At 72.7% G+C, this 14,003-nt stretch carries 11 protein-coding genes; 7 read left to right on the top strand and 4 right to left on the bottom strand.

Going from position 1 to position 14,003, the window contains the following annotated elements:
- Positions 1-2: 2 nt before the first annotated feature.
- Together HB370_RS08380 and HB370_RS08375 are read right to left on the bottom strand one after the other, a co-directional pair.
- On the bottom strand, positions 3-1,871 hold the full coding sequence (locus tag HB370_RS08380) for an AAA family ATPase (protein WP_030793267.1): 1,869 nt from the start codon (positions 1,869-1,871) through the stop codon (positions 3-5).
- A 467-nt stretch (positions 1,872-2,338) separates the two neighbouring features.
- Positions 2,339-2,929, bottom strand: coding sequence for a hypothetical protein (locus tag HB370_RS08375; protein WP_037703196.1), 591 nt, complete (start codon positions 2,927-2,929; stop codon positions 2,339-2,341).
- 339 nt (positions 2,930-3,268) lie between these two features.
- On the opposite strand from HB370_RS08375, the gene HB370_RS08370 reads away from it, so the two are divergent.
- The 4 genes from HB370_RS08370 (at position 3,269) to HB370_RS08355 (ending at position 7,641) form a co-directional block, all read left to right on the top strand.
- Positions 3,269-4,225: a hypothetical protein gene (locus tag HB370_RS08370; protein ID WP_208974380.1), complete on the top strand. Its 957-nt coding sequence runs from the start codon at positions 3,269-3,271 to the stop codon at positions 4,223-4,225.
- Positions 4,226-4,288: 63 nt separating this feature from the next.
- Positions 4,289-5,827, top strand: a complete 1,539-nt coding sequence (locus tag HB370_RS08365) for an amino acid permease (RefSeq protein WP_030793276.1) — start codon at positions 4,289-4,291, stop codon at positions 5,825-5,827.
- 191 nt (positions 5,828-6,018) lie between these two features.
- Entirely contained in the window at positions 6,019-7,389 is a 1,371-nt protein-coding gene (locus HB370_RS08360; RefSeq protein WP_030793280.1) for a peptidase C39 family protein, read from the top strand.
- A gap of 111 nt (positions 7,390-7,500) precedes the next feature.
- The gene (locus HB370_RS08355) at positions 7,501-7,641 is read left to right on the top strand and encodes an SCO1431 family membrane protein (protein ID WP_106980805.1); all 141 of its coding nucleotides are present in this window, start codon (positions 7,501-7,503) and stop codon (positions 7,639-7,641) included.
- Between the two features lie 102 nt (positions 7,642-7,743).
- On the opposite strand, the gene HB370_RS08350 is transcribed toward HB370_RS08355, so the two are convergent.
- Positions 7,744-8,976 (bottom strand): glycoside hydrolase family 18 protein, encoded by a 1,233-nt coding sequence (locus HB370_RS08350; protein WP_030793282.1) that lies wholly within the window; start codon positions 8,974-8,976, stop codon positions 7,744-7,746.
- Between the two features lie 324 nt (positions 8,977-9,300).
- Between HB370_RS08350 and HB370_RS08345 the strand changes: the two genes are divergently transcribed.
- On the top strand, positions 9,301-10,473 hold the full coding sequence (locus HB370_RS08345; protein ID WP_030793285.1) for an acyl-CoA dehydrogenase family protein: 1,173 nt from the start codon (positions 9,301-9,303) through the stop codon (positions 10,471-10,473).
- A gap of 499 nt (positions 10,474-10,972) precedes the next feature.
- Here HB370_RS08345 and HB370_RS08335 read toward each other — a convergent pair whose 3' ends face one another.
- A complete protein-coding gene (locus tag HB370_RS08335) occupies positions 10,973-11,407 on the bottom strand; it encodes a hypothetical protein (protein WP_030793288.1) in 435 nt (144 codons plus the stop codon).
- 235 nt (positions 11,408-11,642) lie between these two features.
- On the opposite strand from HB370_RS08335, the gene HB370_RS08330 reads away from it, so the two are divergent.
- Together HB370_RS08330 and HB370_RS08325 are read left to right on the top strand one after the other, a co-directional pair.
- On the top strand, positions 11,643-12,083 hold the full coding sequence (locus HB370_RS08330) for an Lrp/AsnC family transcriptional regulator (RefSeq protein WP_030793291.1): 441 nt from the start codon (positions 11,643-11,645) through the stop codon (positions 12,081-12,083).
- A gap of 89 nt (positions 12,084-12,172) precedes the next feature.
- Complete coding sequence (locus tag HB370_RS08325) at positions 12,173-13,780, top strand: amidohydrolase (protein WP_030793294.1); 1,608 nt, start codon at positions 12,173-12,175, stop codon at positions 13,778-13,780.
- The last annotated feature ends 223 nt before the right edge of the window (positions 13,781-14,003 follow it).

Below are 14,003 nucleotides of genomic sequence, written 5' to 3'. Positions count from 1 at the left end.
GTCTAGTACGCGGACGGATCCTGCGGTCCCCGCCCCGACAGCACCTCGCCGTAGGCCTGCATCAGGTCGGGCAGCCGCAGGGTCGCCAGGTCCTCCCGGGACAGGGGGCCCGCGTACGCCGACAGCCGCAGGTCCCGGTACGCGCAGCTCTTCTCGTACAAGGTGCGCAGGAACCGCCCGTTGCCCAGCTCGTCGATCCACCCCTGGCCGACCACGTGCCCGGCGATCGAGCGCAGTTCCTCGAGCGCCTCCTCGTCCCACTGGTCGCCGTTCTCCGCCGCGAGCACCTTGCCGATCTCGGTGAGCTCCTGCGGCCGGTACGAGGGGAAGTCCACCCGGGTGGTGAAGCGGGAGGACAGCCCGGGGTTGGCGGCCAGCAGGCGGTCCATGCCCTCCGGGTAGCCGGCCAGGATCACCACCAGGTGGTCGCGGTTGTCCTCGGCCCGCTTCAGCAGCACCTGGAGCGCCTCGTCGCCGTACGCGTCCCCCTTGCCGTACCCGGAGTTGGACAGCGAGTACGCCTCGTCCACGAACAGCACCCCGCCGATCGCGGAGTCGATCAGCTCGTTGGCCTTCACGGCCGTCTGCCCCAGGTACTCGCCGACCAGGTCGGCCCGCTGGGCCTCCACGAGATGGTCGCCGCCGAGCAGGCCCAGGGCGTAGAACACCCGGCCCAGGATGCGCGCGACCGTGGTCTTGCCCGTGCCGGACGGGCCCGAGAAGACGAAGTGCCGCTTGGGCGGCTGCACCGGCAGGCCCTGACCGGCCCGCAGCCGTGCCATGTTCAGCTGCGCGGACAACGCCTTGACCTGGCGCTTGACCGGCTCCAGGCCCACCATGCGCTCCAGTTCGGCGAGCGCCTGCTCGAGTAACGCGGGGTCGGTCGGCCCGGCCGGTACCGGCGCGGCGGAACCCCCGGGGCCGGTCCTGGTCCGCACCGACGGGTCGGCCACCGACGGCAGCGGCCCGGCCGGCAGGTCGGGCTCCGGCAGCCGCAGATCGCGGCCCTCGGTGCCGAACAGCGGATCGAACCCGTCGGGGCCGTCCACAGTGTCCTGGCCCGCGCCGGTCAGGGTGATCGCGGCGAGGTCGCCCGTCTCGTCGTACCCGTCGCCCTCGGCGATCGCCGCGAGCCGGGCCGAGGTGTCCATGAAGGCCGGATCGACCCGGTGCACCGCCCGGTACAGGGGGAGCGCGGCGGCCGACCGTCCGGTGCCCTCGTGCGCCCGCGCCAGCCAGTAGCGCAGCTCCTTGCGCTGCGGCTGCTCGCTGCGGCACCGCATCAGCGCGGCCGACAGCAGCGGTTCGGCCTGGCCGTACATCTCCAGCCGGACCCGGGCCATGCCGCCGAAGAGGCCGGCCTCGATGCCGAGCAGGGGATCGTCCAGCAGCGGGTCGGTGTGCCGGACCAGCTGGTCCCAGTCCTTGACCAGATAGGCGCGGCAGGCGTGCAGGAAGCGGACCTGGGCATCGGTGTCGACCGGGGGCAGTCCGGCGAGGGCGCGGTCCAGCTCGGGCACGTGCCGGCCGTCCAGCCAGTGGGAGGCGTGCGCGAGCAGCAGATCGCGCGGGCTCTCCAGCACGGGCTGCACCCACCAGCCCAGCCAGTACCAGGAGTTGAGGCTGCGGCGGTGCCGGGCGCGCTGTTCGCCGAAGCGGTCGCGGTGCCGGAACATGCGCAGCAGCGCGGTGGTGGTGTCGACCCGGAGCGCGTGCAGCCCGAGCCAGGCGTCCGCCATGCCCGGGTCCATCCGCACCGCGGTGCGGAACTCCTCCTCCGCCTGCGGGTAGGCGCCCATCGTGTAGGCGTCCACCCCCCGCAGCCAGGCGAGGTCGGCCGGCGCCTCGGGGCCCTGCGTGCCGAAGTCCATCACGTCCCCCCACAGACCATGCACCCGTGGTTCACCACCGGGCAGTCGCCCGATGGCCACCGCGGTCGAACCTCCGTACCGCGGACCGGAGTTGCAGGTGCGCGAGGCTGCCGCTCGAAGGTCGCACCGAGGGCATCGTACCCGCGGTGCGGGTACCTGCCGAAGGGTGCCGCACAGGGCGTTCGGCGAGGTGGGAGCAGACGGGGCGCACGGGATTTCGTGACCCTGGGTGAGAGGGCCGCTGCGCCGGCGCGCGGAAAGGGGGCCTCGCGGGCAGAACGAAGCCCCCGGTCACGGGGGAACAACCGGGGGCTTCGTGTGGGCGGGCGGCTCCGAAAGCCGCACATTCAGAACGTAAGTCCTGTACGGGCCCTCGGTCAAGCGAAGTTGAGGTACTGGGAGAACTTCTGCCGCAAGAGTCTTCACAGCTTCACCACATCGCGGACGACCTGTCACCGAGCGTCACATCAGGCGGGCGTCCGGGGGCTCGCGGCCGGTCCCGGGAGCACCTCGTACCCCTCCGGTCGCTGGAGCACCAGGAGATCGGCGTGGGGGCGTGAGGGATCGGTGACGAAGTGCGCGTGCTCCGCCGTGACCCACCCGTCCCAGAACTCCCGTTGCTCCACGCCGTCCCGCCGCCGGCCGCGCGCCCAGGACTCCTCCCGGGGCAGCTCCATCCACAGCAGCCGGGCCAGATGGGGCCGCAGCGCCCGGCGGCCGGCGCCGACGCCCTCGATCAGCACCACGGGCGCGGCCGGCACCGGGTGCGGGGCGCCGAAGGCGCGGGCCCGCCAGTCGTAGGGGGTGACGTACCCGTCCTCGCCCCGGCCCAGCGGTTCGATCACCTGGGTCATGAGCCGGCCGGTCCAGGCGAACAGGTGCTCATGGCTGGCGAAGTCGTCGAGGTGGACCACCGGCGCCCCGTCCAGCGCCCGTGCCAGCCGCCCGGCGAAGGTCGACTTGCCGGATCCGGCGTGCCCGTCGACACCGATCAGCCGGACCGGCCCCAGGGACGAGGGGAGCCCGCGCAGCCGGGCGGCGAGGTCGTGAATGGTCATTCCCGAGGTGTGGTGCGATGGGGGCCGTTCTCCGCGCGACAGTCTAGTGGCGGGCCTCAGGGGGCCGCGGGGCGGGAACCGTCGGGAGCGGGCCGGTGCGAGCCGAAGGGAGCTGCCCGGAAGCCGGTGGGGGCCGACGGAGCCGCCCGGAGCCGGCGGGAGTGGCCGGGCCGGGAAAAGTCCCGCCTTGAATCACCGGCCGCGGGCCAGTCGAAGGCGTCGATAAACAATCCGAATCCGCTGACCGATATGTCGAATTCGGCGTTCCGGGTGGGGCCCACGCTGAGTAAGGTGCCTCCTGCGCAACGTGATGCGTCGCACGGGGACGGGCAGGGGGATATGGCCGCGGACTTATTCGAAGGGCACTATGTGTGGCATCCGGCGGCCGACGACCGGGTGCTGGCGAGTGTCTGCGTCGACGTGCGCGCCGGGCGCTACCGGTCCGCCGACGAGGCCCTCGCCGAGACCCGAACCGACTTCGGCCTGCGCGCCCACCGCTCGCTGGTGCTCGCCTCCGAGGCGGCCGGCACCGATCTGGTGGAACGCTGGCTCGCCGAGGAGCCGACCCCCGAGGCCGCGCTGATGTGGGCGCGGGTGGCCGTGCAGCGCGCCCTGCGGGCCGCCGACGCGCGCGACGAGCGCGCCGAGGCGCTGGAGCGGATAGCGCTGGCCGCCTGCGACCGGGCCGCCGAGGCGGCCCCCGCCGACCCCACGCCCTGGGTCGCCCGGCTCTCCATGGCCCGGCTGCACCGGCTGCGCGACCCGGCCCCGAAGGGCCTGCTCACCTCGCCGCCCGGACCCTGGCGGCTGTTCGCGCACATCCTGTCCCTGGACCCCTGGCACCGGGAGGCCCACCACCGCTTCCTGTCCTGCTTCTTCACCCGCCACGGCGGCTCTGTCACCGCCGCCTGGGACGTCGCCGCCTTCCTCAGCCAGCGGGCACCCGCCGACTCCCCCCTGCGGCTGCTGCCCCTGGTGGCCCTGGTGGAGAGCTACAACCCCACCCAGCTGCTCGCCGACCGGGTCTGGGAACAGCCCCAGTGGCGCTCCACCGCGCTGGCGATCTACCAGAACTGGCTGCCCGCGGTGGCCGGTTACCGCTTCACCCCGGTGCTCGACCTCGCCTACCTCGCGCACGCGCTGGTGATGGCCCAGCGCGAGTTCGAGGCCCGGGCGGTGTTCACGGCGATGGGCCCGTACGCCTCGCGCATGCCCTGGAGCGCCTTCGGAGACCCCGTCGAGCAGCTCTCCCGGGCCCGGCGCGCCTGCGGCCTGCCCGTCCCGGGGCCGGGCTGACCCCGCCCGTTCTCCTCCCCCCTTCCTGCCACCCCTTGTCCCCATCCAGAGAAAGGCCGATCCGTGTCGGAACGGATGTCGACTCCCCGGGCGCGCGCCCGGGCCGCGGACGCCGTCGTGCTCGACGACGACGCCACGCTGCACGCGATGGGTTATCCGCGCAAACTCACCCGCCGCTTCAAAGCGTTCGACAATTTCGCGATCTCGTTCACCATCATCAATATCCTCTCGGGAATTTTCTCGTCCTTCGGATTCGGTATGAACGCGGGCGGCCCGCGGATTCTCGTGTTCGGCTGGATCGGCGTCTCGGTGATGGTCCTGCTCATCGGAGCGGCCATGGCGGAGGTCGCCTCCGCCTATCCCACGAGCGGTGCCCTCTATTTCTCCGCCGGTAAACTCGCCAAGCGGCACAAGGGCGCCTGGTCCTGGTTCACGGGCTGGCTGAACTTCGTGGGCCAGATCGGCGGCACGGCCGCCACCGGATACGCCGCGGCCACCTTCATACAGGTGTTCGTGGAACTCCAGTGGCCGTCCTACCACCCGACCGCGCACCAGACGGTGCTGATCACGGCCCTGATCATCGTCCTGCAGGGGCTCGCCAACACCTTCACCGTCCAGCTCGTCGCCCTGCTGAACCGCATTTCCGTATGGTGGCTGCTGATCGGACTGGTCGTGATCGTGGGCGCACTCATCGTGATGCCGGACCATCATCAGTCGGCGTCCTTTGTCACGCATTTCGAGAACAACACCGGCTTCACCAGCGGGCTTTACGGCGGCATGCTCGGCCTGCTGGTCACCAGCTGGACCTTCACCGGGTTCGACGGCAGCTTCCACATGTCCGAGGAAACCGTCCAGGCGACGGTCAGCGCCCCGAAGGGGATCACCCGCGCCATCGGCTGTTCGGCGATCGCCGGCCTGGTGCTGATGCTGGCATTGGTCTACAGCATCGGCGATTACGCCAAGGTGGCCGGCGCGGCCGCCCCGCCCATCCAGATCCTCATCGACGGCCTCGGGCTGCGCACCGCCAAGGTACTGCTGCTCATCGTCATCGGCGCGATGCTCTTCTGCGGTCTGGCCAACCTCACCAGCAACACCCGGCAGATCTTCGCCTTCTCCCGGGACGGCGCCATGCCGGGCTCCCGCTGGTGGCACTCGGTCTCGCTGCGCACCCGTACGCCGGTGAAGGCGGTGTGGCTCGCGGTCGGCTGCTCGCTGGCGCTGGTGGTGCCGGGCTGGTGGTCGCACACGGCGTTCACCGCGATCGTCAGCGTCAACGTGGTCGGTCTCTTCCTCGCCTACGCCGTGCCGATCTTCCTGCGGCTGCGGCTCGGCGACTCCTTCCAGCCCGGCCCCTGGCACCTGGGCCGCTGGGGCCGGCCGATCGGCTGGCTGGCGGTGGTGTGGATCCTGCTCAGCAGCGTGCTGTTCATGCTTCCGCAGGCATCGCCGATCACCGTCGACTCCTTCAACTACGCCCCGATCGCGCTCGCCATCGTCCTGCTGATCGCCACGGTGTGGTGGTTCGCCACGGCCCGCCGCCGCTTCCAGGGGCCGGTGAGCTACGGACGGCCCGACGAGGTCGCCGCGATGGACCTGGTCTGACCCTGCCGGGCCCGGGCGGCCGTCCGCCCGGGCCCGCGGGCAAAGGGGCACCCCGCGGCACCCGCCGCCAGTGGCCGAGACCAATATTCCTGGCGCGGCATGCGCCGAAGTGCTGGCAGCGCGATACGGCCTGCTCCATAGTTACCGCACCGGACCAGCCCGACTCGGACACCCTGGGGGTCGTCGCGCCCATGAGCAGAGCCGAACAGCCCTCCCGCAGAACCGTCCTGGCGGCGGCCGTCGCCGCGACGGTGGCCGGCACCGCGGCCCCCGCTGCCGCCGCCGCGCCGCGATCCGCCCTCGACGCCGACGGCCCCGCGCCGGCGCAGGGCCGCCCGATCGACAACCACGCCTGGACCACGTACCGCGACTGGCGCTCCGGGACGGCCGAGGGCACCCGGGCCGTCGCCGGCCGCCGTCCCGGCCTGGTGATCGGCGCGCCCGTCGGCCGTACCGACTACACCGACCCGCACACCGGCACCACCGCCGCCTGGGAGTACGCCACCTGGACCGGCCCCGCGCACCGGCTCACCGTGCCCGCGACCGAGGTCGTCGCCTCCTGGAACGCGCACACCCCCGAGGGCACCTGGCTCCAGGCCGAGCTGCGCGGCACGTACTCCGACGGCACCGACACGCCCTGGTACGTGCTGGGCCGCTGGGCGGCCGGCGACCAGGACATCCGGCGGACCTCGGTGGACGGCCAGAGCGACGGCAAGAGCACCGTGTGGACCGACACCTTCGCCATCGACGACCCGAGCGGCGGCCTGCGCCTGACGGCGTACCGGCTGCGCCTGACCCTCTACCGCAGGCCCGGCACCCGGCTCACCCCGACCGTCTGGCGGCTGGGCGCGATGGGCTCCGACATCCCCGACCGCTTCACCGTCCCGGCCTCCACCCCCGGCCTCGCCCAGGAACTGGCCGTGCCGCGCTACTCGCAGGAGATCCACAAGGGCCAGTACCCCGAGTACGACAACGGCGGCGAGGCATGGTGCAGCCCGACCTCCTCGCAGATGATCATCGAGTACTGGGGCGGCCGGCTCACCCCCGAGCAGCTGTCCTGGGTGAACCCGGCCTATGCCGACCCGCAGGTGTGCCACGCGGCCCGCTTCACCTACGACCACCAGTACGAGGGCTGCGGCAACTGGCCCTTCAACGCCGCCTACGCGGCCACCTTCCCGGGCCTGCAAGGTGTGGTCACCCGGCTCGCCTCGCTCACCGACCTGGAGACGCTGATCGCGGCCGGCATCCCGGCCATAACCTCCCAGTCGTTCCTCAAGAGCGAGCTGACCGGGGCCGGTTACGGCACCGCCGGCCACCTGATGACGGTCATCGGCTTCACGGCCGACGGGGACGTGATCGCCAACGACCCGGCCTCACCGAGCGACGAGGCGGTGCGGCGCGTCTACAAACGGCGCGAATGGGAGAACATCTGGCTGCGGACGAAGCGGTACAACGCCTCCGGCAAGGTCGTCTCCGGCACCGGAGGGGTCTGCTATCTGTACTTCCCGGCCCATCCGACCCCGCACCAGCGCAGGGCGCTCGCCGCGGTGGGCGTGCGCTGAGCGGCCGCCGTGTGAGCAAGCTCATCGCCGCGAACGCCGGCACGGGTGGCATGGTGGACGGCAGGGGCGGGGGATTTACGCCGTATTCGTCCGATCTCTGTGAGTGACATCATGACCGCACACCCGGCCACCGCCACCCGCGCCGTCACCGGCGGCCCCGAGGAAGACGGCCCCGAGCTGCTCGAGCACGTCATGGGCTGGATCCTCGTCGCGGTGTTCGCGATGCTCGTGACCCGGCTCGGACTGCTCTGAACCGACGCTTCGAAGCGGCGCTCCCGGCCTCGGGACCCCGCCGCCGCCCGCCCGCCGGGACGACTGACGGGCGGGCGGACGGCGGGAGTTCGACGACAGGACCTAGCTGATCGCCTTGATCAGCTCACCGCTCGCGGTGTCGCCGCTCAGCTCCCAGAAGAAGGTGCCGCCGAGGCCCTGCTGGTTCTTGTACGTCATCTTGGTGGTGATGGTCGCCGGGGTGTCGTAACTCCACCAGTCGCTGCCGCACTTGGCGTAGGCCGTGCCGGCCACCGTGCCGGTCGCCGGGCACTTGGTCTTGAGCACCTTGTAGTCGTCGATGCCCTGCTCGTACGTGCCCGCCGCCGGGCCCGTGGCCGTACCGCCGGGCGCCGCCTGGGTGACGCCGGTCCAGCCGCGCCCGTAGAAGCCGAGGCCGAGCAGCAGCTTGGAGGCCGGGATGCCGAGGCCCCTGAGCTTGGCGATCGTCGCGGAGGTGTAGTAGTTCGCCTTCGGGATGCCCGAGTAGGAGTTCAGCGGGGAGTGCGGGGCGGTCGGGCCCTTCGCGTCCCAGGCGCCGAAGTAGTCGTACGTCATCGGGTTGTACCAGTCGACGTACTGGGCGGCACCGGCGTAGTCCGCCGCGTCGATCTTGCCGCCGCTGGTGGCGTCCGCGGTGATCGCCGCGGTGACCAGGTTCCCGGAGCCGAACTTCGCGCGCACCGCGGCCATCAGGGTGCGGAACGCGTCCCGCCCGCTGGTGTCGCAGGTGTTGCCGCAGGCGTTCGGGTACTCCCAGTCGATGTCGATGCCGTCGAAGACACCGGCCCACTTGGAGTTCTTCACCAGGTCGTAGCAGGACTGGGCGAAGGCGGCCGGGTTCTTCGCCGCCTCGCCGAAGCCGCTCGACCAGGTCCAGCCGCCGAAGGACCACAGGACCTTCAGGCCCGGGTGCTTCTTCTTCAGCTTCAGCAGCTGGTTGAAGTTGCCGCGCAGCGGCTGGTCCCAGGTGTCGGCGACGCCGTCCACGGACTCGGCCGCGGTGTAGGCCCGGTCGGTGGCCGCGTAGGAGTCGCCCATGGCGCACTTGCCGCCGGTGACGTTGCCGAAGGCGTAGTTGATGTGGGTCAGCTTGGCCGCGGAGCCCGAGGTCTCGATGTTCTTGACGTAGTACTTGCGGTCGTAGGTGCCCCATTCGGTGAAGTAGCCGACGACCTTGGAGCCGGCCGTGACCTCGGGGGCGCTCGGCGCCGCCGCGGTGGCGGTGCCCGTCCCGGCCAGCAGCCCGGCGCCGAGGGCGGCGGTACACGCGGCCGAGACAAGGGCCCGGACGAGCGAGCGGTGGGGAGTGTGCATCGGGTGTCTCCTCGTGGGGGAGGGGAACGCGCGCCGATTGGCATGAACGCGGTAAGGCGTGGGCTGCACAGTAGGAGGACTAGACCAGTAGGTCAATGGTGCGGACCAATTTCACGGACGAGTGAAGCCCGCGCGGGAATCCTGAAGTGAGCGGTCGTTAACTGGTGACGGGAGGTCGCCGATCGGGCATACTCACAGCGCATGCCGCTGGTCAGCAGCTTCCGAGACCCGGAAGCGGGCGCCTCGGCACAGCGGAACGATCAGGCGGAGCCGCCCCCACCACGGGCCGTGCCGCCGGTGTCCGAACAGGGAGGAGCCGACGCCATGTCCGACCGCGCGCCGCAGCCGGTGGAGCGTCAACTGCCGACGGAAGAGGCGAGGGATCTGCTCGCCCTCGTCCGGGAGATCGCCCAGCGCGAGATCGCGCCGAAGGCCGCGGAGGAGGAGGACGCGGGACGCTTCCCGCGCGAGGTCTTCACCCTGCTCTCCGAATCCGGCCTGCTGGGCCTGCCGTACCCCGCCGAGCACGGCGGCGGCGACCAGCCGTACGAGGTCTACCTCCAGGTGCTGGAGGAGCTGGCCGCCGCCCGGCTCACCGTCGGCCTCGGCGTCAGCGTGCACACGCTCGCCTCCTACGCGCTCGCCACCTACGGCAGCAAGCAGCAGCAGGTCGAGCACCTGCCCGCGATGCTGGGCGGCGGCCTGCTCGGCGCCTACTGCCTGTCCGAGCCGTCCTCCGGCTCCGACGCCGCCTCCCTGCGCACCAAGGCCGTCCGCGAGGGCGACACCTGGGTGATCGACGGGACCAAGGCCTGGATCACCCACGGCGGCATCGCCGACTTCTACACCGTGATGGCCCGTACCGGCGAGGACGGCCCGCGCGGGATCACCGCCTTCCTCGTCCCCGGCGATGCGCCCGGCCTCAGCGGCGCGGCGCCCGAACGGAAGATGGGTCTCAAGGGCTCACCCACCGCCCAGGTGCACCTCGACGGCGTCCGCGTCCCGGACGCCCGGCGCATCGGCGAGGAGGGCCAGGGGTTCTCCATCGCCCTGTCGGCGCTCGACTCGGGCCGGCTCGGCATCGCGGCCTGCGCCGTCGGCCTCGCCCAGGCCGCCCTGGACGAGGCGGTCCGGTACGCCACCGAGCGGCGCCAGTTCGGCCACCCCATCGCCGACTTCCAGGGCCTGCGCTTCATGCTCGCCGACATGGCCACCCAGATCGAGGCGGGCCGCGCGCTCTACCTCGCCGCCGCCCGGCTGCGGGACGCGGGCCGGCCGTTCGCCAAGCAGGCCGCCATGGCCAAGCTGCACTGCACCGACACCGCCATGAAGGTCACCACGGACGCCGTGCAGATCCTGGGCGGCTACGGCTACACCGCCGACTTCCCGGCCGAACGCTATATGCGCGAGGCCAAGGTCCTGCAGATCGTCGAGGGCACCAACCAGATCCAGCGGATGGTCATCGCCCGTCATGTGGCGGGCCCAGAAGGTCGCTGAACTGCCCCGGGTGGACCGTCGGGGCCGCCAGCCTGGCCCACTCCGGGTCGTGGCGGCCCGGCAGGGTACGGCCCCGGTCCGCCCAGGCCCGCATCAGATCGCGGTAGATCGGCGGGTCCTGGGACGGGGGCGGCGGAAGCGTCTCCGCCGGGCGGGGGACGAAGATACGGCGCTGACGCCCGGTCGCCGGATACGTGGGGGTCATACCCGGGCAACGCGCCGGCGGCCGGACAGGTCACCCCCCGGCGGAATCGAGCGTCAGTCCACACACGTCCGGCGCCCCGCCCGGCCCGACATACCGTCAGCGACCCGGTGACCGGCGAATGTCCCGCGGTCGTTTCCGCACTCCTGAGGGCTCGGATACGCCGGAACCGCACGGGGCGCCGTCGTCCGCCACGGTTCCCCGGGCCGGGCTCCCCGGGCCCGGGCGCGCCGATACCGCACCACGACAGCCGGTGCGCCATGGTGCGGGGCGGAGGACGGGGAGGGGCGAGCCGGCTCAGGCGGCCTGGTCGCGCATCACCGGTACGCGCATCGGGCGCGAGCCCGGGCCGCCGACGTGCGAGAAGGGCTGCGTCCGCCAGTCCAGGCCCTGGGGAAGCGTGAGCAGCAGGGCGGTGTCCTGCTCCTGCGGCTCGACGGACTCGTCCGCGGGGCGGGCGTCGGCCGCCGGACGGCCCGTACCCGCGCACACCGTGAGCCCGAACGGGTTCCACGGCGAGGCGCACAACGCGTGCTCCGGCAGGGTCTCCTCGTCGGCCAGCAGCGCGATCGGCTGAGCGCAGTCCGGGCAGATCACCCGGTACATCTCGAAGGTGTCGTAGGCGTCCAGTTCCTCGTCGTAGGCGTCGGGTTCGACGCCCTCCGGGTCGGGTTCGACGACCGGCTGCGGCCGTGCGGACACAGATCGACCAAGGCGATGGGTACTCTGCATGGGATTCTCCCCCTAAGGCTGGGCCGTGAAAGGCACTGCGGCCTCGACCACAGCAAGCACTTCCCGTCCGGTCTCGGCGGTAATCACGAGAACATCACGGAGCCCGTCCGGGATGTGTGGCGTTCGTCACATGCCGCGCGCAGATGCCCGTCCCGGTGCTTTTTCCGGGGGACGGGGCATGACCTGCCTCTCCGAGGTATCCGTGGAGATCAAGCGCACTGTAGGTTTTGGCGGCATGGAGGAGCTGGACCGTCAGATCGTGCAGCTGCTCGTCACGGACGGGCGGATGAGCTACACGGACCTGGGCAAGGCCACGGGCCTGTCCACGTCGGCCGTGCACCAGCGGGTGCGCCGGCTGGAACAGCGTGGCGTCATCCGCGGCTATGCCGCGGTGGTCGACCCGGAGGCCGTCGGGCTGCCGATGACCGCGTTCATCTCGGTCAAACCGTTCGACCCCAGCGCCCCCGACGACATCGCGGACCGCCTCGCCGACGTCCCCGAGATCGAGGCCTGCCACAGCGTCGCCGGGGACGAGAACTACATCCTCAAGGTCCGCGTGGCCACCCCCCACGAACTGGAGGAACTCCTGGCCCGCGTGCGCTCGCTGGCGGGGGTGTCGACCCGTACGACGGTGGTCCTGTCGACCCCGTACGAGGCCCGCCCGCCGAAGATCTGACCCCGCCCGGCACGGCGCACCGGCTCCCGGCGCCGGCCGGACGCGCCCCGGGCGCGGCCCGCCCGCTGCGCCGAGAGAAACTGTCGGCCATGAGCAATCGCACCGCCGAGCCCCCCAAGACCGTCCTGCTCCGCCGCGGCGAGGTGCACAGCCCCGCCGACCCCTTCGCGACGGCGATGGTCGTGGAGGCCGGCCATGTCGCCTGGGTCGGCTCCGAGGGCGCCGCCGACGCCTTCGCCGACGGCGTCGACGAGGTGGTCGACCTCGACGGCGCCCTGGTCACCCCGGCCTTCACCGACGCCCATGTGCACACCACCGCCACGGGCCTTGCCCTGACCGGCCTCGACCTGTCCGACGCCCCCTCCCTGGAGGCGGCCCTCGCCCGGATCCGCGAGTTCGCCGCCGCCCGCCCCGGCGACCGGGTGCTGCTGGGCCACGGCTGGGACGCCGCCCGCTGGCCCGGCGGCCGTCCGCCGACCCGCGCGGAACTGGACGAGGCCACCGGCGGACGCCCGCTGTACCTGTCCCGCATCGACGTGCACTCGGCGGTCGTCAGCACCGCCCTGCTGGACCTGGTCCCCGCCGCCGTGCCCCGCGACGACGCCCCGCTCACCCGGGACGCCCACCACGTCGTACGCGAGGCCGCGCTCGGCGCCATCACCCCAGCCCAGCGGGAGGAGGCCCAGCGCGCCGCGCTGGCGCACGCCGCCTCGCTCGGCATCGGCACCGTGCACGAGTGCGGCGGCCCGAGGATCTCCTCCGAGGACGACTTCACCGCCCTGCTGCGGCTCGCCGCCGAGCTGCCCGGCCCCCGCGTGGTCGGCTACTGGGCCGAACAGGACCCCGGCAAGGCCCGTGAACTGGGCGCGGCCGGTGCCGCCGGCGACCTGTTCGCCGACGGCGCCCTCGGCTCGCACACCGCCTGCCTGCACGAGCCGTACGCCGACGCCGGCCACTCCGGCACCGCCTACCTGGACGCCGACGCCGTCGCCGCCCACGTGGCGGCCTGCACCGAGGCGGGCCTCCAGGCCGGCTTCCACGCCATCGGCGACGCCGCCGTGACCGCCGTGGTCGAGGGCGTGCGCGCCGCCGCCGAGAAGGTGGGCCTGGCCCGGGTCCGCGCCGCCCGGCACCGTGTCGAGCACGCCGAGATGCTCACCCCCGAGACCGTCGCCGGCTTCGCCGAACTGGGCCTGATCGCCTCCGTGCAGCCCGCCTTCGACGCGCTGTGGGGCGGCGAGGACGGCATGTACGCCCGGCGGCTGGGCGCCGCGCGGGCCCGCACCCTCAACCCGTTCGCCGCGCTGCTGCGGGCCGGCGTACCCCTGGCGTTCGGCTCGGACAGCCCGGTCACCCCGCTCGACCCGTGGGGCACGGTCCGCGCCGCCGCCTTCCACCGCACGCCCGAGCACCGGATCTCGGTCCGGGCCGCGTTCACCGCGCACACCCGTGGCGGCTGGCGGGCCGTGGGCCGGGACGACGCGGGCGTCCTGGTGCCCGGCGCCCCCGCCGACTACGCCGTCTGGCGCACCGACCGGCTCGTCGTGCAGGCCCCCGACGACCGGGTGGCCCGCTGGTCCACCGACCCGCGCTCCGGCACCCCCGGGCTGCCCGACCTCACCCCGGGCCGTGACCTGCCGGTCTGCCTGCGCACCGTGGTGGGCGGACGGACGGTGTTCGTACGGCCGGGCGAGTGATCTCCCGGGGTGGCGCGGCGGCCACCGGCCGCCGCGGCCCCGCCGCCCCACCTGCGCATCCTCCCCGCCATCCGTGAAAGCGGCCCCGTCGTCCCAGCTCAGAGGGCTGTTGACAGTCGGCGGCCGGGGGCCGGTAGGTTCGGCCGGGTCCACCACCGCAACGCCGACCGGGGGCTGTTCGCACGGCTCGTCGCAGCGCCGCTGGGTCAGGGACGGTGTGCCG

The organism is Streptomyces sp. DSM 40868 (genome assembly GCF_011820545.1).
In the GTDB taxonomy this organism is placed as follows: domain Bacteria; phylum Actinomycetota; class Actinomycetes; order Streptomycetales; family Streptomycetaceae; genus Streptomyces; species Streptomyces eurythermus.
Note: the sequence above shows the minus strand (reverse complement) of the source record. Positions and strands in the feature narration are given on the sequence as shown.